The following is a 20,249-nucleotide window of genomic DNA, read 5'->3' as shown; positions in this document are numbered from 1 at the left end:
GCGCGATGCTTACCGGGCCTGAATTCCGTAGGCCGGATTCGCGTTAGCGCTATCCGGCGATATCTTTACTCCCCGGCGAGAGCTCGCGGGAACAACACATTATTTTCCAGACTGATGTGTTCCATCAAGTCGTCGATCATCTCGTTAATGCCGTTATACATGGCTTTCCAGGTGGTGCAGGCTTCTGGCGGCGGCGTCACGTTATGGGTGATGTGTTTGATCACTTCGACCAGTTCACCGGCATCGTCATGTTCGCTTTCCATCACGCTGATTGGTCCCATCGCCTGGCTACCCATGCCCTGTTTGATCATCGGGAACAGGATCTGCTCTTCTTTCATCATGTGGCTGGACAGCTCTTCATGCAGCATGGTCAGGTTTTTCGCCAGACCGCGTGGTACGTTCGGTTTATCGGCGTGAACGCGTTCAACTTTCGTGGCCTGCAGAATCAGTTCCGGCAGCTGTTCGCGGTGTCTGTCGTGATAACGCACGATGATATGATCGATGATTTCTGCCAGTGCCACGGTACGCCAGTCTTTCTCCAGCGGCTGTTCAGCCAACTGCGCGAGCTGTGCCTCAATAACGTCTAAATCCAGCTCTTTACGCGCAGCAGCGCGTGCCAGCGTTTGCTTACCGCCGCAGCAGTAATCCATATCGTATTTACGAAACAGGGCCGAAGCGCGAGGAATAGAGAGCGCCAGTTCACCTAAAGGTTGATCGCGATAAGACATTGCCGTTACCTCATTCTTAATAATATAAGATGTATTTTAAATGCAACTTATGGCGAAGGATATAACCCTTTCGGGGTGGGGTGTTTTGTGAGGAATGTCACGAAAATTTCTTGTTTCGTTAAGGTGCTGAATCTTATTAGAAAGGAGAGGGATGGCGAAAAAAGCCGCGCGACAGGATTAAATAAGCGCACGCCGCTGCCGATAGTTAGACCTCAGACAATACCTGCATAATAAAAGGCTACAGATGTTTAAACGAATCAAAGTGATAACCCTACTTATCACCGTGTTACTCGCCCTGGGCGCGATGCAGCTCATCTCCGCGGGCGTCTTTATTGGCGCGCTCAATAACGATAAGCAAAACTTTAACGTCTCTCAGCTTTCCAGCCAGAACGTGGCCGAGTTTACCGATGCGTGGATTAGCCTGAACCAGGCTCGCGTCACGCTCAACCGGGGCATGTTGCGTTTACAGGGAACGATGGCCAGCGAGATTAACGGCGGTCAGTTGAAGGAACTGGTGAACACGGCAAATCACCTGTTGGCCGAATCGAAAGAGCATTACGATAAATACTACGCCCTGCCGGAAACGCCGGGGCTTGATGAACATCTGGCCGATCGACTGGAAGAGCAGTACGGCATCTATTCTGCGACGCTGGCTAAAATGAACGCGCTGTTGGCTGAAGGTAAGCTGGAAGAGATGTTCAAGCAGAATGCCGAGCAAAAGCAAACGGCCATGCAGGAAGTTTATCGGGAATGGCGTAGCGCGCAAACGGCGCTGGCCACTGCCGGGGTGCAGGACAATGAGAGTGATTACCAGAAGATAATCTGGCTGCTGTCTGCCGTGATGCTGATTGTCGTCACCGTGATTATCGCCAGCTGGCTGGCGATGCAGCGAGTGCTGCTCAAGCCTCTCCACGAAGTGATGGGGCATATTCGCCACATTGCTGCGGGTGATTTGACGCACAGCATCAACGCCGATGGCAGCAATGAGATGGCGCTGCTGGCAGTCAACGTTCGCGACATGCAGCAGGCACTGGCGAACACAGTCAGCGTGGTGCGTGACGGGGCTGACACCATCTATACCGGCGCAGGTGAAATTGCCGCCGGCAGTAACGATCTCTCTTCACGTACCGAGCAGCAGGCCGCCTCTCTGGAAGAGACTGCTGCCAGCATGGAACAACTCACCGCTACCGTGAAACAGAACGCGGATAACGCGCGTCAGGCGACCAGTCTGGCAAAAAATGCCTCACAGACGGCGCAGAAAGGCGGAACCGTGGTTGATGGCGTGGTGCGTACGATGGATGAAATCGCCACCAGTTCCAGCAAAATCGCGCAAATTACCAATGTTATCGACGGCATTGCCTTCCAGACCAATATTCTGGCACTGAACGCGGCAGTAGAAGCGGCGCGTGCGGGCGAGCAGGGGCGCGGGTTTGCCGTGGTCGCTGGCGAGGTCCGTACACTGGCACAGCGTAGCGCTCAGGCGGCGAAAGAGATTAAGGCGCTGATTGATGACTCGGGGAATCGGGTAAATGCTGGTACGGCGCTGGTGCATGAAGCGGGTGAAACGATGGCGGAAATTGTGAGCGCCGTGACCCGTGTGACCGACATCATGGGCGAGATAGCCTCGGCCTCTGATGAACAGAGCCGGGGTATCGATCAGGTAGGTCAGGCGGTTGCCGAGATGGATCGCGTGACGCAGCAAAACGCCTCGCTGGTGGAGGAGTCCGCTTCCGCCGCCGCTGCGCTCGAAGAGCAGGCAGCACGACTGAATCAGACCGTAGCGGTGTTTAAAGTTTAACGTCTACTCCGGCCTACAAAATAATACCTTGTAGGTCGGATTAGCGCAGCGCCGTTCGGGCCATTATGATTGTGGAACCACGACGACGCTTGGTTTCTGTGGTTTGGCTCTGACGGCTATCACCACCCCAACAATCAGCAGCGCAATGCCGCTTACCGTCAGCAGCGGCGGGAATTCCTGGCGCAGGATAAAGGTGTACACCAGGCCAGCCAGCGTTTCGAAGACAATCAGCGGGCCGAGGATCACCGTCGGCAATTTTTGGCTGGCGACGTTCCAGCACAGTGCGCCAACCCACGAACACAATACCGCAATCGCTATCATCAGGCCGATAAACACGCCCGGACGCGGGCCGAAGGGCAGGGCAAAGTCCGGCGTTTGTCCGTTCAGCCACAGGCAGGCTGCAATATAACCGAGCAGAGAAACAGGCAACGTTACCAGTGCCTGGGCCGTCGCCCACATCATCGGGTGCTTATCTGGATTCTCGCGCAGCCAGCGGGCATTACGCAGCGCATACCACGCCCAACACACTACCGAGATCAGCGCCAGCGCGATTCCAGAACCATAACGCCAGCCGCTAAAGTCGGGTAAGCCTTGATTCAGCTCCGAGATATTCACGCACAGCAGACCGATACCAATCAGCACCAGCGCAGGCGACAGACGCCACCATGATAATTTGCCGTCGCGCTGGCTGTAGAGCAGGTTAGCGAAGACCGGGATCACAACCGGCAATGTACCAATAATCATCGTTGAAACCGGCGCGCCAGTGCGCTGGATGGCGCTTGCCAGGCAAACGTAATAAATCAGATTACCCATCATCGTTAGCGCCAGCGCAGTGACCCAGTCTTTGCGCGTCAACTGACGCAAGCGCACACGCCCCAGCCAGGCAATCGGCAACGCTATTAGCCCCAGCGCCAGATAGCGCCCCATCGACTGCAATACCGCCGGATATTCCGGTACGATCAGCGGCCCAACAAAAATTAATCCCCACATCAGCCCAGCCAGCAGGGCATACAACACGCCGCTAATCATTTTTGACATCCACATCGCTTAACAATAAGTCGAGTGTAGGCAGGAAAAATGCAGCCGTATTGTATGAGATTGCTGTTCAACGCCGGACGACTTGTTTCTGATAACGTACCGGTGTAATACCGTAGCGATGGGTAAACGCGCGGGTGAGATGCGACTGGTCGGTGAGGCCGGTTGCGGCAGCGACCTCCGCGGCGGGCATTCCGTGAGTGAGAAAACCTTTGGCTCGCCACAGGCGGATCGCCATCAGCATCTGGTGCGGCGTGACGTGGAAATGAGATTTAAACTGGCGCTGAAAATGCCAGGGACTCAGCGCTGCAACCCGCGCCAGTTCGTCGAGCGTGACCGGGTGCATATAATTATCGTGCAAATACTCGCGTACCTGTTCAAAGCGATGCGCTCCCTCCGGTAATACCGGCGCATGGCGGGCCAGCGGCTGGAACGTGTCGATCAGATCGAGTAATAGCCCTTTTTGCGCCAGCGGATCCTCAGTGTTCCACAGGCCATGGATCAGCGAGCAGATCTGGCGCGAGCGTAGCGGATCGTGACGCGTTACGTCATGAAACCACCAGTGGCGGATCCCGGTGACTTCTTCCAGAAGCTCGGGCTCAAGATAGATCATCCGATAGCGCCAGCCGTCGGCGGTTTCCGCTTCGCCGGTATGTAGCTCATCGGGATTCATGGTGACGACGGAATGGGCGGGGGCCACGTACTGCGTGCCGCGATAGCGAAAACGTTCGGCTCCGGCTTCTATCGCGCCAATACCAAACGCTTCATGGGTGTGGGGTTCAAAGGCGTAACGCGAGATGTGCGCATGATACAGCTCAACGCCCGGCACCTGTGCCAGATGGCGAAAGCGGGCGCTGTCTTTCTCATCAATAAACTGCTCAGGTACACCTTGCACGTATTCTCTCCCCACGCATCATCATGTCATTATCAGAGAGGATGCGCGGGGATGCCACCACAATTAACTAATTTTTAACACTTACACGATGCCTTTGACGCTGTCTGCCAGCGACGTGGTTGGGCGACCAATCAGTTTGCTCAGCGTATGGCTGTCGTCGAAGAGGCCACCTTTAGAGGCACCAACGTCTGAGTCAGCCAGCATGTCCGCCAGTCCGGCAGGCAGACCAACACCTTTCAGCGCGGCCGCAAAATCAGCTTCGCTCAGGTTTTGATACACCACTTTTTTACCGCTCTGTTTTGCCAGTTCGGCCGCCAGCTGGCTCAGGGTCCAGCCTGCGTCGCCCGCCAGTTCATAGATTTTACCGGCATGACCGTCTTCACTGATGACGCGCGCAGCGGCAGCGGCATAGTCGGCACGGGTCGCCGAGGCGATTTTGCCTTCTCCCGCCGCCCCAATAAACACGCCGTGTTCCAGCGCGGCTGGTGCGCTGGCGAGATAGTTTTCGGTGTACCAACCGTTACGCAGCAGCGCGTACGCGATACCGGATTCAGCCAGCATCTTCTCGGTTGCGACATGCTCATCAGCCAGCCCCAGCGGGGAGCGATCGGCGTGCAGCAGGCTGGTGTAGGCGATAAATTTCACGTGGGCCGCTTTCGCCGCGTTAATCACGTTGCGATGCTGCGGGGCACGTTGTCCCACTTCGCTGGAGGAGATTAGCAGTAACTTGTCTATCCCCTGTAAGGCCGTGGTAAAGGCAGCTTCATCACTGTAATCCGCCTGACGAACGGTAATGCCCTGCTGGCTAAGCGCCGTCGCTTTAGCAGGATTACGCACAATAGCCACAATCTGGCTGGCAGGAACGGTTTTCAGTAGCGTTTCAATAACGTGTTGGCCCAGTTGGCCAGTGGCACCAGTAATCGCGATCATAGGATAACTCCTTTGGTATTGGTCTTGTGTTTAATCACATTAACACCTAAACTTACTTTTAGTAAGTACGTACAAAAAGGTTAGTATGAAAATGACAGCTTTGACGCTCTCCCAGCAATTACGTGATGGCAACTTGTTTGCCGAGCAGTGTCCCTCCCGCGAGGTGTTAAAACACGTCACCAGCCGCTGGGGTGTATTGATTCTGGTGGCGCTGCGCGACGGTACGCACCGTTTCAGCGATTTGCGCCGTAAGATGGGCGGCGTCAGTGAAAAAATGCTGGCGCAATCCCTGCAGGCGTTAGAACAGGACGGGTTTATCAATCGGGTGTCATATCCGGTGGTACCGCCGCATGTGGAGTATAGCCTGACACCGTTGGGTGAGCAGGTGAGCGAAAAAGTCGCAGCGCTGGCGGACTGGATAGAGGTGAATTTGCCGCAGGTTTTGGCAAATCATACCGTTAAGAACGAAGACGTCCCGGCATCAGCGTAAACGACCCGGTCGGGCTTGCCGGATGGCGCAGTGCCACCCGGCGTGGTCTTACTTACTCAAATCCAACTGATAAATGGCGAAGCCGATGTCATCGGTAGCGACTTTCTTCAGTGGATACTGGCCTTTCTCTTTGATAAACGCAGCGGCTTTATCAGACGGTGATGTTTCAAAGCGAATATCCAGTTGTGTCTCGCTGTGAATCGGCGCCAAACGCCAGTTGTTATCTGCCGCCGGATGAATTTCGCCTGCGCTCTTTGTCTGGGAACCTATCCATGCTGCCAGCACCGAGCGGTTTTCATCTGGTGATGCAAACGCGATGTGGCTGTCGCCGGTCCCGGCAAACTTACCGCCGTAGGCGCGGTAGTTGTTGGTCGCGACGAGGAAGGTTGCGTTCGGATCGATCGGTTTGCCGTTAAAGGTCAGATTTTTAATACGCTCCGCTTGCGGGTTAATCGTCTGGCATTCACCGTCATAGCGAGCGGGTTGTGAAACATCAATCTGATAATTCACGCCGTCAATCACGTCGAAGTTATAGGTACGGAAGCCATCCCAGTTAATTAACGACTGTGGTTTGCTGCTGTGGATATCAATCTGATTAAACTGCCCGGCAGAACATTCCAGCCACTCTTTCACCTCTTTACCGCTGGCTTTCACCACGACCAGGGTATTGGGATAGAGATACAAATCAGCGGCGTTACGGAAGGTAAGCTGACCTTTTTCGACTTCGACAAAGCTGGCCGGATCGTTCTTGCGTCCACCGACTTTAAACGGCGCAGCGGCGGAAAGTACCGGTAGTTTTGCCAGGTCCGGATCGCCCTGGATAAAATGTTCCACATAGGCTTTCTGCGCGTTATTCACCACCTGCACGGTCGGGTCGTCCTGAACCAGCGCCAGATAGCTGTACATGTTGTCGGCAGATTTACCGATTGGTTTGCTGACAAATTCACGCGTGGCATCGTGATCGGCTTTTAGGATCTCAACGATTTTTTGGTCTTCGCCAGCCAGTGATTTTTTGGCCGCGGCGTCATAAATCGGGCGCGCCTGCGCTTTCCCCTGCGTAACCTGCCATTTACCGCTGTCGTTATTCAGCACTAAATCCACCACGCCCAGGTGATCGCCCCACATGCCCGGCATCACCGCAGGAACGCCATTGAGCGTACCTGTTGTGATATCTGCGCCTTTGATGTTGGCAAAGTCTTTCCCCGGGAAAACGGCGTGAGCGTGACCAAACATAATGGCATCCACGCCCGGAACTTCACTGAGGTAGTAAACGGAGTTTTCCGCCATCGCCTGGTATGGGTCGGCAGAAAGCCCGGAGTGAGCAACCACCACCACGACATCGGCACCTTTGGCTCGCATTTCCGGCACGTATTTACGTGCGGTTTCCGTAATGTCATTCACAGTCACTTTGCCGCTGAGGTTGGCTTTATCCCAGGTCATGATCTGCGGCGGCACAAAACCGATATAGCCAATTTTCAGCGTCTGCTTGTTTCCTTCCTGATCGACAACCTCAGTCTCTTTGATCAGATAAGGAGTGAACAGCGGCTTTTTGGTCTTAACGTCGATGATATTGGCGTTAACGTAAGGGAACTTCGCCCCGGCTAGCGCGTTGTGCAGATACTCAAGACCGTAGTTAAATTCATGGTTGCCAAGGTTACCCACTGCGTAATCCAGCGTATTCAGTGCCTTATATACCGGATGCGTTTCGCCCGCTTTCAGCCCCTTGGCCGCCATATAATCCCCGAGCGGGCTGCCCTGAATCAGATCACCGTTATCAACCAGCACGCTGTTTTTGACTTCACCACGTGCTGCGTTGATCAGGCTTGCCGTACGAACCAGGCCAAATTTTTCAGTCGGCGTATCTTTGTAATAATCGAAATCCATCATATTGCTATGTAAATCAGTGGTTTCCATTATACGCAGATCGACGGTCGCGGCATTGACGCTGGCTGCAATCAGCGTGGCCAGAAACGTTGCACTAAACTTAATCATCAGGGGCATCCTTTTAAGATCTAAGCCACAAAAGAAAATGTATATAAATCTTCTTGCTTACTGAACTGTGAATCATGACATGAATATAGCGTTTAAAACCGCAGACGCTATCACAGTTGGCGGATCCTTTGGCGATCGGGTATAAGTAAAACAACGAGTTAACACCACGACAGAAACGAGGTGGAGAATGTTAGAACATGTATGCCAGCTTGCACGGAATGCGGGCGATGCCATTATGCAGGTCTACGATGGAATCAAACCGATGGAGATTACCAGCAAGCAGGACGATTCTCCGGTCACGGCGGCGGATATCGCCGCGCATACGGTGATCCTCGAAGGATTACTGGCGCTGACGCCGGATATTCCGGTCCTGTCTGAAGAAGCGCCTCCTGGCTGGGATGTTCGCCAGCACTGGCAGCGCTACTGGCTGGTAGACCCGCTGGACGGTACCAAAGAGTTCATTAAGCGTAACGGTGAATTCACCGTCAATATTGCGCTTATCGAGCAAGGAAAGCCGGTACTGGGCGTGGTTTACGCGCCGGTGATGAAAGTGATGTACAGCGCGGCAGAAGGTAAAGCGTGGAAAGAAGAGTGCGGCGTGCGCAAACAAATCCATGTTCGTGACGCGCGTCCGCCGTTGGTGGTGATTAGCCGCTCGCATGCTGACAATGAGTTAAAAGAGTATCTGCAACAGTTAGGTGAGCACCAGACCACGTCGATTGGCTCATCGCTGAAGTTCTGCCTGGTGGCGGAAGGGCAGGCACAGCTGTACCCACGTTTTGGGCCAACTAACGTATGGGACACTGCCGCTGGCCACGCCGTTGCCGCCGCAGCCGGGGCGCACGTTCACGACTGGCAGGGGAAATCTCTGGATTACACCCCACGTGAATCATTCCTCAACCCCGGCTTCCGCGTCGCTATTTACTGAGTAATTTGTGCAGCAGGGCAATAACCTGCTGCACCTCTTCCTGCGTCAACGCACCATCTTTTGCCCACTGAACGCGTCCGTCCTTATCAAGTACGGCGATAGCGGAGCTCTCTTCATCCAGTTGCCAGGCTTTACGCGCAATGCCATTGCTGTCGACAATAAATTGTGACCACGGGTAGAGCTTCTTATTGCTCTCCAGACTGCTGCGCACAAACATACCGGAGCCAGGAATGGCGTCATCGGTGTTGACGATCGTGGTGGTCTGGTATTTGTCGTGCGGCAGGCTGGCCGCTTTGATTGCCTCGATCAGCGTAGCATTTTTCTCTTTGGCGGAGGTGCGTCCGGCAATGTGTTGCACAATTCGCACTTTCCCTGGCAGCTGCGCGCTATTCCAGCTTTTGTAGCTAAACTTATCGTTATCGAGAATCAGTTCGCCGCGATCGGCGATCCCCACCGGCGGTACGCGCTGGTTGGTCTCAAACGAATGCGCACCGGCAATCATCGGCAGCAGCAGGCACGACAGCGCCAGCAGTTTTTGTAAGGTCATAGGTTTTCCTTCTTTCTTTATTTTGCAGGTGATCCGACCACTTGGGTCTGGAATTTAATCATATGTGCGATTGATGCTTTTTCCCGCAAGCGCGATGCCAGTTTGCGGACGGGCGCACAAATCCTGCGAAAAATGAAGGCTTATACTGAAGACAGCGAAGCGTTGAAAAGATAATTCTGAATATTTGTAACCTGAAGGTAAATAAACTTATACACGCTGGAAACATGAGCGAGATAGTCTATAGTCATAGGGCATTAAAATTTGCGCCTGAGGATTGTCGGACCGATTGTGGTACCGCAAAGGCGTAATGCTCAGCAGGAGACAACAATGAAAATTTTCCAACGATACAACCCGCTGCAGGTGGCGAAGTACGTGAAGATCCTGTTTCGTGGACGGTTATATATCAAGGATGTAGGCGCTTTTGAATTTGATAAGGGTAAGATTCTTATCCCAAAAGTGAAGGACAAACTGCATTTTTCCGTGATGTCCGAAGTTAACCGTCAGGTCTTGCGTCTGCAAACTGAGATGGCTTGATCAAAGTGCTATGCGGTAGTTAAAAAAACGGCTCCTGGATGGGAGCCGTTGATGTTTCTGCAGGACGTTAAGACGCCTTTGCCTCTTCTTTTGCATCCGGCAGTTTCGGTACCAGTACGGTAGGTTTACTGTCCAGACGCGTCACCAGCAGCTGATCGATCTTGTAGTTATCGATATCCACCACTTCAAATTTGTAGCCTGAATACTTCACCGAGTCGGTGCGTTTCGGGATTTTACGCAGCATGAACATCATAAAGCCGCCGATGGTTTCATAGTTGCCGGACTGCGGGAACTCATCGATATCCAGGACGCGCATAACGTCATCAATCGGCGTACCGCCATCGACTAACCATGAGTTTTCATCGCGCGCCACGATCTGCTCTTCCAGACCCTGACCGACTAAATCGCCCATCAGCGTAGTCATAACGTCGTTGAGCGTGATAATCCCCACCACCAGCGCGTATTCGTTCATGATGACGGCAAAGTCTTCGCCTGCGGTTTTGAAGCTTTCCAGCGCTTCAGAGAGCGTCAGCGTATCCGGCACAATCAGCGTATTGCGGATCTGTACGCCACTGTTCAGCGCCATGCTTTGGTTCGCCAGTACGCGGTTGAGGAGATCCTTTGAATCGACATAGCCAATGATGTGGTCGATATCTTCGTTACACACCAGGAATTTGGAGTGTGGGTGTTCCGCCACCTTGTTCTTCAGGCTTTGCTCATCTTCGTGGAGATCGAACCAGATAATATTCTCGCGCGAGGTCATGGAAGACGGTACGGTACGGGATTCCAGTTCGAACACATTTTCAATCAGCTCATGTTCCTGCTTACGCAGAACCCCTGCCAACGCACCCGCTTCGACCACGGCGTAAATATCGTCCGAGGTGATGTCGTCTTTACGCACCATCGGGATCTTAAACAGACGGAAGATGTTATTTGCCAGACCGTTAAAGAACCACACCAGCGGGCGGAAGACGAGCAGGCAGAAGCGCATCGGGTTGATGATACGCAAAGCCACAGCTTCTGGCGCAATCATACCGATGCGTTTCGGAGTTAAATCCGCGAACAGGATGAACAGGCCAGTAACCAGCGAGAACGACAGAATAAAGCTTAACTGTTCGGACAGCTCTGGAGTGAAGTACTTCGAGAAAAGGCTGTAAAACGCCGGGGAGAATGCCGCATCACCGACAATACCACCGAGAATAGCGACCGCGTTAAGGCCTATTTGCACAACGGTAAAAAACATGCCGGGGTTTTCCTGCATCTTCAAAACACGTTGTGCGTTTACGTTGCCTTCATCGGCAAGCAGTTTAAGTTTTATTTTGCGTGATGCAGCAAGCGAGATCTCGGATATCGAGAAAAACGCACTCACGGCGATCAGGCAGAGAATGACTAAAATACTGTTTAACATATCTTATCCGACCGTTAAGGCCAGATCCTCGGAAGGGATAAATTGATAAATCCGTGTGAAATACACATTGAAAACCGGTCCGAAGGGAGTGGACCGGCAATTTCAGGAGCTAGTATAGCGTAAGGTACTGTAAAGCCGCCAGAGGGTGGCGATTATCCTTGTGGCGGCAGACAAACGCCAATCCCGCCAATGCCACAGTACCCATAAGGATTTTTATGCAGATACTGCTGGTGGTCGTCCTCGGCATAGTAAAACGGAGTTGCGGTAGTGATTTCCGTTGTAATGGTGCGCTCGTCGCCAGCGGCGGTCATTGCTGCCTGAAAACGCTCAAGGCTTGCCCGTGCCGCGACGGTTTGCTCCGGCGTTAACGGGTAAATGGCGGAGCGATATTGCGTCCCCTGGTCGTTCCCCTGACGCATGCCCTGCGCCGGGTCGTGATTTTCCCAGAACACCTGCAGCAGTTGCTCGTAGCTGATAACATGCGGATCATAGACGACACGTACCGCTTCGGCGTGTCCGGTATCGCCGGAACACACTTCCCGATAGGTTGGGTTAGGGGTGTAGCCGCCGGTATATCCGGCCGCTGTGCTGTATACCCCGGGTAATGACCAGAATAAACGTTCAACGCCCCAGAAACATCCCATGGCGAAAAAGGCGATCTCCATACCGTCGGGCACGTTGGTCATCGAATGTTGGTTAACCGCATGCAGCGTTGCCACTGGCATCGGGGTGTTGCGTCCAGGTAGGGCATCTGCTTGAGTAACAAGATGCTTTCTATCAAATAAACTCATGGCCGTTCTCCCGAAATCAGTCATTTGGGTTAAGGTTGTAACGAGACGCGTCTTTGCCCACAATAAACGGCGTGAATACGTCTAGAGTTAAACATAAGAAATATTTGGGTTGTCGTCTGTTTTTCAACTCTTATTGTTGATTTTTTGTTAAGCCGAGGAACGGCATAGTATTTTTTTCCAGGGGTGGGAAAAAAGGATATTCAGGAGAAAATGTGCCACATATCCGTCAGTTATGTTGGGTGGGATTACTGTGCTTAAGTGGCTCCGCCGCCGCAGCGAATGTTCGCTTACAGGTCGAGGGATTATCAGGACCGCTGGAGAAAAACGTCCGTGCGCAGCTATCCACGATTCAAAGTGATGAAGTCACTCCAGACCGACGCTTTCGTGCGCGCGTTGATGATGCCATCCGCGAAGGGCTAAAAGCGCTGGGCTACTTTGAGCCCACCATTGATTTTGAGCTGCGTCCGCCGCCGGCGAAAGGACGCCAGGTGCTGATTGCCAAAGTGACCCCTGGTGAGCCGGTGCTGATTGGCGGCACCGAAGTGATTCTGCGCGGTGGCGCACGTACGGATAAAGATTACCTGGATCTGCTGAAAACGCGACCGGCAATCGGCACCGTGCTGAATCAGGGAGACTATGATAACTTCAAAAAATCACTCACCAGCGTGGCGCTGCGCAAAGGCTATTTCGACAGTGAATTTAATAAAAGCCAGCTTGGGATAGCGCTCGAACGCCGCCAGGCATTCTGGGATATCGATTACAACAGCGGTGAACGCTATCGCTTTGGCCATGTCACTTTTGAAGGCTCGCAAATTCGCGATGAGTACCTGCAAAATCTGGTGCCCTTTAAAGAGGGTGAAGAGTACGAGTCGAAAGATTTGGGCGAACTGAATCGTCGTCTGTCGGCGACCGGATGGTTTAATTCCGTGGTCGTCGCACCGGAATTTGATAAAGCCCGTGAAACCAAAGTGCTGCCGCTGAAAGGCGTGGTGTCGCCGCGAACTGAAAATACCATCGAAACCGGGGTCGGTTACTCAACTGACGTCGGTCCACGGGTGAAGACCTCGTGGAAAAAGCCGTGGATGAACTCCTATGGCCACAGCCTGACCACCAGCGCCAGCATCTCTGCGCCAGAGCAGGTTCTTGATTTCAGTTATAAAATGCCGCTATTAAAGAACCCGCTGGAGCAGTATTACCTGGTGCAGGGGGGCTTTAAGCGTACCGATTTAAACGATACCGAGCAGGACTCCACTACGCTTGCGGTTTCCCGCTACTGGGATCTCTCCAGCGGCTGGCAGCGCGCGATTAACCTGCGCTGGAGCCTCGACCACTTTACCCAGGGTAACGTCACTAACACCACCATGCTGCTCTATCCGGGCGTGATGATCAGCCGGACGCGCTCGCGCGGCGGTCTGATGCCAGTCTGGGGCGACTCCCAACGTTATTCTATCGATTACTCCAACACGGCCTGGGGTTCAGACGTTGATTTCTCCGTCTTCCAGGCGCAAAACGTCTGGATCCGCACGCTGTACGATCGTCATCGCTTTGTGATGCGCGGCAACCTCGGCTGGATCGAAACCGGGGACTTCGACAAAGTACCGCCGGATCTGCGTTTCTTCGCCGGGGGCGATCGCAGCATTCGCGGCTACAAATACAAATCTATTTCGCCTGAAGGCAGCGACGGCAAGCTGAAAGGGGCCTCGAAGCTGGCGACCGGCTCGCTGGAATATCAGTACAACGTGACCGGAAAATGGTGGGGCGCGATGTTTGTCGATAGCGGCGAAGCGGTCAGCGATATCCGCAGAAGCGATTTCAAAACCGGTGCCGGGGTCGGCGTACGCTGGCAATCGCCAGTGGGACCCATCAAGCTCGACTTTGCTGTCCCTGTGGGCGACAAAGATGAACATGGTTTACAGTTTTACATCGGTCTGGGGCCTGAATTATGAGTTTATGGAAGAAGATAAGCCTCGGCGTGCTGATTTTTATCCTGCTGTTGTTAGGCACGGTGGCGTTCCTCGTCGGCACCACTTCGGGCCTGCATCTGATCTTCAAAGCGGCGAATCGTTGGGTTCCGGGGCTGGAGATTGGTCAGGTCACCGGCGGCTGGCGGGATTTATCGCTCAAAAATATTCGTTATGACCAACCTGGCGTGGCGGTGAATGCTGGCGAAGTGCATCTGGCCGTGGGGCTTAACTGCCTGTGGGACAGCAGCCTGTGCGTCAACGATCTGTCGCTGAAAAATATCAACGTGGCGATCGACAGCAAAAAGATGCCGCCATCAGCGCCGGTTGAAGAGGAAGAGAGCGGTCCGCTTAACCTTTCCACACCTTACCCAATCACGCTTTCGCGCGTGGCGCTGAACAACATCAATATCAAAATCGATGACACCACGGTTTCGGTGCTGGAATTTACCTCCGGCCTGAACTGGCAGGAAAAAACGCTAACCCTGAAGCCAACGTCATTACAGGGGCTGCTGATTGCCCTGCCTAAAGTGGCGGAAGTGGCGCAGGAAGAGGTTGTCGAACCAAAGATTCAAAATCCGCAACCGGATGAAAAACCGCTCGGCGAAACGCTAAAAGATCTGTTCTCAAAGCCGGTGCTGCCGGAAATGACCGATGTCCATCTGCCGCTCAATCTCAACATTGAAGCGTTTCGCGGCGAGCAGTTGCGCGTGACCGGGGATACGGATTTAACGGTACATAACATGCTGCTGAAAGTGAGCAGCATTGACGGCAACATGAAACTCGATGCACTGGATATCGACTCGAATCAGGGGACGGTAAAAGCCAGCGGCACGGCGCAACTGACCGACACGTGGCCGGTCGATATTACGTTAAACAGCACGCTCAACGTCGACCCGTTAAAAGGCGAAAAGGTGAAGCTGAAGGTCGGCGGCGCGCTGCGTGAACAGCTGGAAGTCGGCGTAAATCTGTCTGGTCCGGTGGATATGGATCTGCGGGCGCAGGCGCGTCTGGCGGAAGCCGGATTGCCGCTCAACCTTGAGGTGGTGAGTAAGCAGGTTTACTGGCCGTTTACTGGCGACAAGCAGTTCCAGGCTGATGACATCAAGCTCAAACTGACCGGTAAGATGACCGACTATACGCTGTCGATGCGTACCGCTGTGAAAGGTCAGGATATTCCTCCGGCTACCATCACGCTGGACGCCAAAGGCAACGAACAGCAGATCAATCTCGACAAACTCAGCGTTGCGGCGCTGGAAGGGAAAACTGAGCTGAAAGCGCTGGTGGACTGGCAGCAGGCGATCAGCTGGCGCGGGGAGCTAACGCTGGATGGCATCAACACGGCGAAAGCGATCCCGGAGTGGCCATCAAAACTGAATGGCCTTGTGAAAACTCGCGGCAGCCTGTACGGCGGAAGCTGGCAGATGGAGGTGCCCGAGCTGAAGCTGACCGGCAACGTGAAGCAGAACAAGGTTAATGTGCACGGCTCGCTGAAGGGTAACAGCTACCTGCAGTGGACGATCCCGGGCCTGCATCTGGAGCTGGGACGCAACAGCGCGGATGTGAAAGGGGAACTGGGGGTCAAAGACCTCAATCTCGACGCGACGATTGATGCCCCGAGCCTGGATAACGCGCTGCCGGGACTGGGCGGTACGGCGAAAGGGCTGGTAAAAGTTCGCGGTACGGTTGAAGCGCCACAACTGCTGGCGGATATCACCGCCCGGGGTCTGCGCTGGCAGGAGCTGTCCGTCGCTCAGGTGCGCGTCGAAGGCGACGTGAAATCGGCAGAGCAAATCGCTGGTAATCTCAACGTTCGCGTAGAGCGGATTGTACAGCCTGACGTGAATATTGGCCTGGTGACGCTCAATGCCAAAGGTAGCGAAAAGCAGCATGAGCTGCAGTTGCGCATTCAGGGGGAACCGGTCTCCGGGCAGCTCTCCCTGGCAGGTAGCTTTGATCGCCAAGAGCAGCGCTGGAAAGGTGCGTTAAGCGATACCCGCTTCCAGACGCCGGTCGGTCCGTGGTCGCTTAACCGTCCTGTCGCGCTGGATTATCGCAATCAGGAACAGAAAATCAGCATTGGGCCGCACTGCTGGAACAACCCGAATGCGGAACTGTGCGTACCGCAAACTATTGATGCCGGTGCACAAGGACGCGCGGTGGTGAACCTTAACCGCTTTGACCTGGCGATGCTAAAACCGTTTATGCCGGATACAACCCAGGCCAGCGGTGTTTTCACTGGCAAAGCAGATGTGAGCTGGGACACCACCAAAGAGGGGCTGCCGCAGGGGCAGGTTACGCTGAGCGGACGTAACGTGAAGGTCACGCAAAGCGTGAACGATGCGCCGCTCCCTGTGGCGTTTGAAACGCTGAATCTGACCGCCGACCTGCACAATAACCGTGCCGAGCTGGGCTGGCTGATTCGCCTGACCAACAACGGGCAGTTTGACGGCCAGGTGCAGGTAACGGATCCGCAAGGACGCCGCAGTCTCGGCGGCAACGTCAACATCCGCAACTTCAATCTGGCGATGGTGAACCCCATTTTCTCGCGCGGTGAAAAAGCGGCTGGGGTGATCAACGCCAACCTACGTCTGGGCGGTGATGTGCAAAGCCCGCAACTGCTCGGACAGCTGCAGCTGAGCGGTCTGGATATCGACGGCAACTTTATGCCGTTTGACATGCAGCCAAGCCAGTTAGCCGTTAACTTCACCGGAACACGCTCAACGCTGGCGGGCGTGGTACGTACGCAGCAGGGCGAAATTAACCTGAGCGGCGATGCCGACTGGAGTCAGATAGACAACTGGCGGGCGCGCGTTGCGGCTAAAGGCAGCAGGGTTCGTATTACCGTGCCGCCGATGGTCCGCCTGGACGTATCGCCGGACGTGGTCTTTGAAGCCACGCCGAGCCTGTTTACCCTCGATGGCAACGTGGATGTGCCGTGGGCGCGTATCGTTGTACACGACCTGCCGGAGAGCGCGGTAGGGGTTTCCAGCGATATGGTCATGCTTAACAACAATCTGCAACCGGAGAAACCGCAGACAGCAGGTATTCCGATCAACAGCAACCTGAACATCCACGTCGGTAACAACGTGCGTATTGACGCCTTTGGTCTGAAAGCGCGTCTGACGGGCGATCTGAAAGTGGTGCAGGATAAGCAGGGGCTGGGGCTGAACGGACAAATTAATATTCCGAGCGGACGTTTCCATGCCTATGGTCAGGATCTGATTGTGCGTAAGGGCGAGCTGTTGTTCTCCGGTCCGCCGGATCAGCCGTTACTCAACATCGAAGCAATTCGTAACCCGGAAGCCACCGAAGACGACGTGATCGCCGGGGTTCGCGTCACGGGCACCGCCGATGAACCGAAGGCGGAGATCTTCTCCGACCCGGCGATGTCGCAGCAAATGGCGCTTTCCTACCTGCTACGCGGACAAGGACTGGATAGCGAACAGAGCGATAGCGCGGCAATGACTTCAATGCTTATTGGTCTGGGGGTTGCACAAAGTGGTCAGGTTGTGGGTAAAATCGGGGAGACATTTGGCGTAAGCAATCTGGCACTGGACACACAAGGGGTGGGTGATTCATCTCAGGTGGTTGTCAGCGGATACGTACTGCCAGGTCTGCAGGTGAAATATGGTGTGGGTATATTTGACTCCTTAGCGACACTCACGCTACGTTATCGTCTGATGCCTAAGCTATATCTGGAAGCAGTGTCTGGCGTAGATCAGGCACTTGATTTGCTCTATCAGTTCGAGTTTTAGCAATGCGAATATTTGTCTACGGCAGTTTACGAACCAAACAAGGCAACAGCCACTGGATGACCAATGCCCTGTTGCTGGGAAATTTCAGTATCGACAACTACCAGTTGTATAGCCTGGGCCACTATCCAGGCGCCGTTCCAGGAGAGGGAACAGTACACGGGGAAGTTTATCGTATTGATAACGCCACGCTGGCAGAGCTTGACGCTCTGCGTACCCGTGGCGGTGAATACGCACGCCAGTTAATTCAAACGCCGTACGGAAGTGCATGGATGTACGTGTACCAACGTCCGGTTGATGGCTTAACGCTGATTGAAAGCGGTAACTGGTTAGACCGAGACCAGTACTGATATGAACACGCCACCCTCGGGTGGCGTTGTTTTATTCTGGATTTAAAACTCCACGCGCGCGCCGAGGTTATAGCGGCGTCCTTCCACCTGTGCGGATTCGTTCCACGCGGTTGTCAGTTTCGGATCCTCATCCAGCACGTTGTAGACCCCAGCCATCAGTTGCGTGTGCTTATTGAGCTGATAACGTACGCCTACGTCCACCATCGTGTAGTCATCATATTTATAGTTATTGCCGCTGTTGCGGTTACTGCTGCGATAATTCACCGTACTCCATACGTCCAGGCTTTGCGTTGCCGCCCAGTTCAGCGACAGATTCGCCATATGGCGCGGATAATCGTTGAGCGCGTAGCCTTTGTTAACGCCGCTTTTTTGTTCGCTGTGGTTCCAGGTGTAGTTAGCGTTGGCTTTTACATCGGCGGTAATCTGCCAGTCGGCATTCAGTTCTATACCGTATACATCCGCCTCGCTGACGTTGAAGTATTTACTGACGGAATCCGCGTTGTAGCCGTTGACGGAGCACTGGTTCGTCGACGTGGTTTCACAAATAGTTTGTTCAGCAATTTTGTCTTTGAACTGCGTATAGAAGACGGTGCTGTCGAGCGATAGCGCATCTCCCGTCCAGTAGAGGCCCAGTTCAGAGTTAACGCTTTGTTCAGGTTTCAGGTCGTCGTTACCAACGGTGAGGAAGGGATAAGGTACGGTTGAGCCGTAAGGGGTTACGAAGTTGCTGGACGTCGCGCGCAGCTCCGGTTTTTTATAGCCTGCGGAAACGCCGCCTTTCAGCGCCCAGTCATTGCTAAAGGCCCAGTTACCGTACATTTTCGGCGTAATATGTGTGCCAAAATTGTCATCCTGGTCCATCCTCGCTGACGTGGTTAGGATGAAATCGCCAATGCTCCAGCCGTCTTCAGCAAACAATGCCCAACCGTTACGGCTGATTTTGGTCACCGGGTCAGATCCGGGCAGCGTTTTGTTGGCCACATCAAAGCGGTCATTCAGCTCTTCGCGCGTGAAATTCGCCCCAACGGTCAGTTTATGGGTGTCGAGCGTGAAAGTGGTTTGCGAATTGGCGACGTAGTTCTCCATCTGCACATACTGCGGGGACTGTCCGTCATAAACGTACTTCGAACGGCCTTTTTCATAGTTTATGTAGTTGGTCGTCGCGATGGTGTCGTCTGCATACCAGCCGGTATGCGTCAGGGTGGCGGCGTTACGATCGAACAGCCATGACCACGGCGCACCGCGTTTCTGGGTACGGTTTTTTTCCTGCTCACCGGTGACCACGTTGAGATCGAACAGGTTATTCTCGCTGGCGGCCAGGCCCAATGTCATATCAACGGATTTACGATTGTGTTTGCCAAAATAGTTATTGCGATCGTCATCGCGACGGTCAAGCCAGTCGGCCGCCACGCTAAGGCCGAGAACATCGGGCACAATCGGCCCCATGGTAAACAAATTCATCTGGCTGGTATTACCTAAATACTGGTGTTCCTGCAGCCAGGTATTGGCAGCAATTGCCGTGGTCCACTCTTTTGCGCCGTACGGTTTTTTGGTAATGACGTTAACCACACCGCCGATGGCGTCTGAACCGTACAGCGAGGACATCGGCCCACGGATAACTTCAATACGCTCAATGGCCTCCATTGGCGGTAAGAAGTTGGCTTCAGTACCAATATCATGTCCGTAAGGGCGAGATTCACCGGTATTTTGTTTGACGCTGTTGACCATAAAAGCGGTATAGGACGGGTCCATGCCGCGGATCATAATGCTGCCGGCGTTCATACCGCTGCTGTTGGTGACCGAGACGCCGGGAAGGTTTTTAATGGCTTCACCGATGCTACGGTCCGGCTGAATATCCAGCGTGTTACGATCGATAACTGAAATAGTGGCCGGCGCTTCGCGTTTTTGCTGCGAGAATCCGGATGCGGTGATCACCATTTCATCTTCGCTAGTGCGTGAGGTCTCGGTGAGTTCTTCTGCCTGGGTGGGGAAAATAACACCGCCTGAGAATGCAACGATCCCTGTCAGCGTAATAAGTTGACGCGTTTTCATAATATAGACACCTGAAAAGTAAAAAATAAAAACATCACCTTGCAGCTCAAAAAAG

The 20,249-nt window shown here is 53.9% G+C and carries 16 protein-coding genes; 7 read left to right on the top strand and 9 right to left on the bottom strand.

All coding sequences use genetic code 11. From position 1 onward, the window contains the following. Positions 1 to 65: 65 nt before the first annotated feature. A complete protein-coding gene (ytfE, locus tag HVZ52_RS20425) occupies positions 66 to 728 on the bottom strand; it encodes an iron-sulfur cluster repair protein YtfE (RefSeq protein ID WP_003025690.1) in 663 nt (220 codons plus the stop codon). Between the two features lie 244 nt (positions 729 to 972). On the opposite strand from ytfE, the gene HVZ52_RS20420 reads away from it, so the two are divergent. After that, positions 973 to 2,526, top strand: coding sequence for a methyl-accepting chemotaxis protein (locus HVZ52_RS20420; RefSeq protein WP_181598640.1), 1,554 nt, complete (start codon positions 973 to 975; stop codon positions 2,524 to 2,526). A gap of 63 nt (positions 2,527 to 2,589) precedes the next feature. Here HVZ52_RS20420 and HVZ52_RS20415 read toward each other — a convergent pair whose 3' ends face one another. The 3 genes from HVZ52_RS20415 to HVZ52_RS20405 all read right to left on the bottom strand — a co-directional run bounded on the left by HVZ52_RS20415 (position 2,590) and on the right by HVZ52_RS20405 (position 5,386). After that, entirely contained in the window at positions 2,590 to 3,555 is a 966-nt protein-coding gene (locus HVZ52_RS20415) for a DMT family transporter (protein ID WP_016151440.1), read from the bottom strand. 76 nt (positions 3,556 to 3,631) lie between these two features. Then, on the bottom strand, positions 3,632 to 4,456 hold the full coding sequence (locus tag HVZ52_RS20410) for an AraC family transcriptional regulator (RefSeq protein WP_181598639.1): 825 nt from the start codon (positions 4,454 to 4,456) through the stop codon (positions 3,632 to 3,634). A gap of 81 nt (positions 4,457 to 4,537) precedes the next feature. Beyond that, a complete protein-coding gene (locus HVZ52_RS20405; RefSeq protein ID WP_046275833.1) occupies positions 4,538 to 5,386 on the bottom strand; it encodes an SDR family oxidoreductase in 849 nt (282 codons plus the stop codon). Positions 5,387 to 5,471: 85 nt separating this feature from the next. On the opposite strand from HVZ52_RS20405, the gene HVZ52_RS20400 reads away from it, so the two are divergent. Then, positions 5,472 to 5,876: a helix-turn-helix domain-containing protein gene (locus HVZ52_RS20400; RefSeq protein WP_016151443.1), complete on the top strand. Its 405-nt coding sequence runs from the start codon at positions 5,472 to 5,474 to the stop codon at positions 5,874 to 5,876. Between the two features lie 48 nt (positions 5,877 to 5,924). On the opposite strand, the gene cpdB is transcribed toward HVZ52_RS20400, so the two are convergent. Then, complete coding sequence (gene cpdB, locus HVZ52_RS20395) at positions 5,925 to 7,868, bottom strand: 2',3'-cyclic-nucleotide 2'-phosphodiesterase (protein ID WP_016155525.1); 1,944 nt, start codon at positions 7,866 to 7,868, stop codon at positions 5,925 to 5,927. Positions 7,869 to 8,055: 187 nt separating this feature from the next. Here cpdB and cysQ point away from each other — a divergent pair, with 187 nt between their 5' ends. Next, positions 8,056 to 8,796: a 3'(2'),5'-bisphosphate nucleotidase CysQ gene (gene cysQ / locus HVZ52_RS20390; protein ID WP_016151445.1), complete on the top strand. Its 741-nt coding sequence runs from the start codon at positions 8,056 to 8,058 to the stop codon at positions 8,794 to 8,796. Here cysQ and HVZ52_RS20385 read toward each other — a convergent pair. Beyond that, positions 8,786 to 9,343, bottom strand: a complete 558-nt coding sequence (locus tag HVZ52_RS20385; protein WP_016155526.1) for a YtfJ family protein — start codon at positions 9,341 to 9,343, stop codon at positions 8,786 to 8,788. The two genes, cysQ and HVZ52_RS20385, sit on opposite strands and share 11 nt — an antisense overlap. Before the next feature lie 327 nt (positions 9,344 to 9,670). Between HVZ52_RS20385 and HVZ52_RS20380 the strand changes: the two genes are divergently transcribed. After that, positions 9,671 to 9,877, top strand: a complete 207-nt coding sequence (locus HVZ52_RS20380; RefSeq protein WP_003025710.1) for a DUF1107 domain-containing protein — start codon at positions 9,671 to 9,673, stop codon at positions 9,875 to 9,877. Between the two features lie 67 nt (positions 9,878 to 9,944). Here the strand turns inward: HVZ52_RS20380 and HVZ52_RS20375 are convergent, their stop codons facing one another. Beyond that, positions 9,945 to 11,285, bottom strand: coding sequence for a hemolysin family protein (locus HVZ52_RS20375; RefSeq protein ID WP_003830418.1), 1,341 nt, complete (start codon positions 11,283 to 11,285; stop codon positions 9,945 to 9,947). Between the two features lie 152 nt (positions 11,286 to 11,437). Beyond that, positions 11,438 to 12,076, bottom strand: a complete 639-nt coding sequence (msrA, locus tag HVZ52_RS20370) for a peptide-methionine (S)-S-oxide reductase MsrA (RefSeq protein ID WP_016155527.1) — start codon at positions 12,074 to 12,076, stop codon at positions 11,438 to 11,440. 212 nt (positions 12,077 to 12,288) lie between these two features. On the opposite strand from msrA, the gene tamA reads away from it, so the two are divergent. The 3 genes from tamA to HVZ52_RS20355 are packed head-to-tail and all read left to right on the top strand — an operon-like array spanning position 12,289 to position 18,142. Then, positions 12,289 to 14,022 carry an autotransporter assembly complex protein TamA gene (gene tamA / locus HVZ52_RS20365; RefSeq protein WP_016155528.1) on the top strand — a complete coding sequence of 578 codons (1,734 nt, stop codon included), beginning with the start codon at positions 12,289 to 12,291 and terminating at the stop codon, positions 14,020 to 14,022. After that, a complete protein-coding gene (tamB, locus tag HVZ52_RS20360) occupies positions 14,019 to 17,795 on the top strand; it encodes an autotransporter assembly complex protein TamB (RefSeq protein ID WP_103928857.1) in 3,777 nt (1,258 codons plus the stop codon). The genes tamA and tamB overlap by 4 nt, the downstream gene beginning before the upstream one ends. A 2-nt stretch (positions 17,796 to 17,797) precedes the next feature. Continuing rightward, positions 17,798 to 18,142, top strand: a complete 345-nt coding sequence (locus HVZ52_RS20355; protein ID WP_016151451.1) for a gamma-glutamylcyclotransferase — start codon at positions 17,798 to 17,800, stop codon at positions 18,140 to 18,142. Positions 18,143 to 18,184: 42 nt separating this feature from the next. Here HVZ52_RS20355 and HVZ52_RS20350 read toward each other — a convergent pair whose 3' ends face one another. Continuing rightward, a complete protein-coding gene (locus HVZ52_RS20350; protein WP_016155530.1) occupies positions 18,185 to 20,194 on the bottom strand; it encodes a TonB-dependent receptor in 2,010 nt (669 codons plus the stop codon). Positions 20,195 to 20,249: the final 55 nt, after the last annotated feature.

The organism is Citrobacter sp. RHB36-C18 (genome assembly GCF_013814485.1).
Lineage (GTDB): Bacteria > Pseudomonadota > Gammaproteobacteria > Enterobacterales > Enterobacteriaceae > Citrobacter > Citrobacter braakii.
Note: the sequence above shows the minus strand (reverse complement) of the source record. Positions and strands in the feature narration are given on the sequence as shown.

Coding starts and splice junctions, on each gene's coding strand:
- HVZ52_RS20385 (WP_016155526.1), bottom strand. CDS start 9,343: ATGACCTTACAAAAACTGCTGGCGCTGTCGTGCCTGCTGCTGCCGATG.
- HVZ52_RS20355 (WP_016151451.1), top strand. CDS start 17,798: ATGCGAATATTTGTCTACGGCAGTTTACGAACCAAACAAGGCAACAGC.
- tamB (WP_103928857.1), top strand. CDS start 14,019: ATGAGTTTATGGAAGAAGATAAGCCTCGGCGTGCTGATTTTTATCCTG.
- HVZ52_RS20380 (WP_003025710.1), top strand. CDS start 9,671: ATGAAAATTTTCCAACGATACAACCCGCTGCAGGTGGCGAAGTACGTG.
- cpdB (WP_016155525.1), bottom strand. CDS start 7,868: ATGATTAAGTTTAGTGCAACGTTTCTGGCCACGCTGATTGCAGCCAGC.
- HVZ52_RS20420 (WP_181598640.1), top strand. CDS start 973: ATGTTTAAACGAATCAAAGTGATAACCCTACTTATCACCGTGTTACTC.
- HVZ52_RS20350 (WP_016155530.1), bottom strand. CDS start 20,194: ATGAAAACGCGTCAACTTATTACGCTGACAGGGATCGTTGCATTCTCA.
- HVZ52_RS20375 (WP_003830418.1), bottom strand. CDS start 11,285: ATGTTAAACAGTATTTTAGTCATTCTCTGCCTGATCGCCGTGAGTGCG.
- ytfE (WP_003025690.1), bottom strand. CDS start 728: ATGTCTTATCGCGATCAACCTTTAGGTGAACTGGCGCTCTCTATTCCT.
- HVZ52_RS20405 (WP_046275833.1), bottom strand. CDS start 5,386: ATGATCGCGATTACTGGTGCCACTGGCCAACTGGGCCAACACGTTATT.
- cysQ (WP_016151445.1), top strand. CDS start 8,056: ATGTTAGAACATGTATGCCAGCTTGCACGGAATGCGGGCGATGCCATT.
- msrA (WP_016155527.1), bottom strand. CDS start 12,076: ATGAGTTTATTTGATAGAAAGCATCTTGTTACTCAAGCAGATGCCCTA.
- HVZ52_RS20400 (WP_016151443.1), top strand. CDS start 5,472: ATGAAAATGACAGCTTTGACGCTCTCCCAGCAATTACGTGATGGCAAC.
- HVZ52_RS20415 (WP_016151440.1), bottom strand. CDS start 3,555: ATGATTAGCGGCGTGTTGTATGCCCTGCTGGCTGGGCTGATGTGGGGA.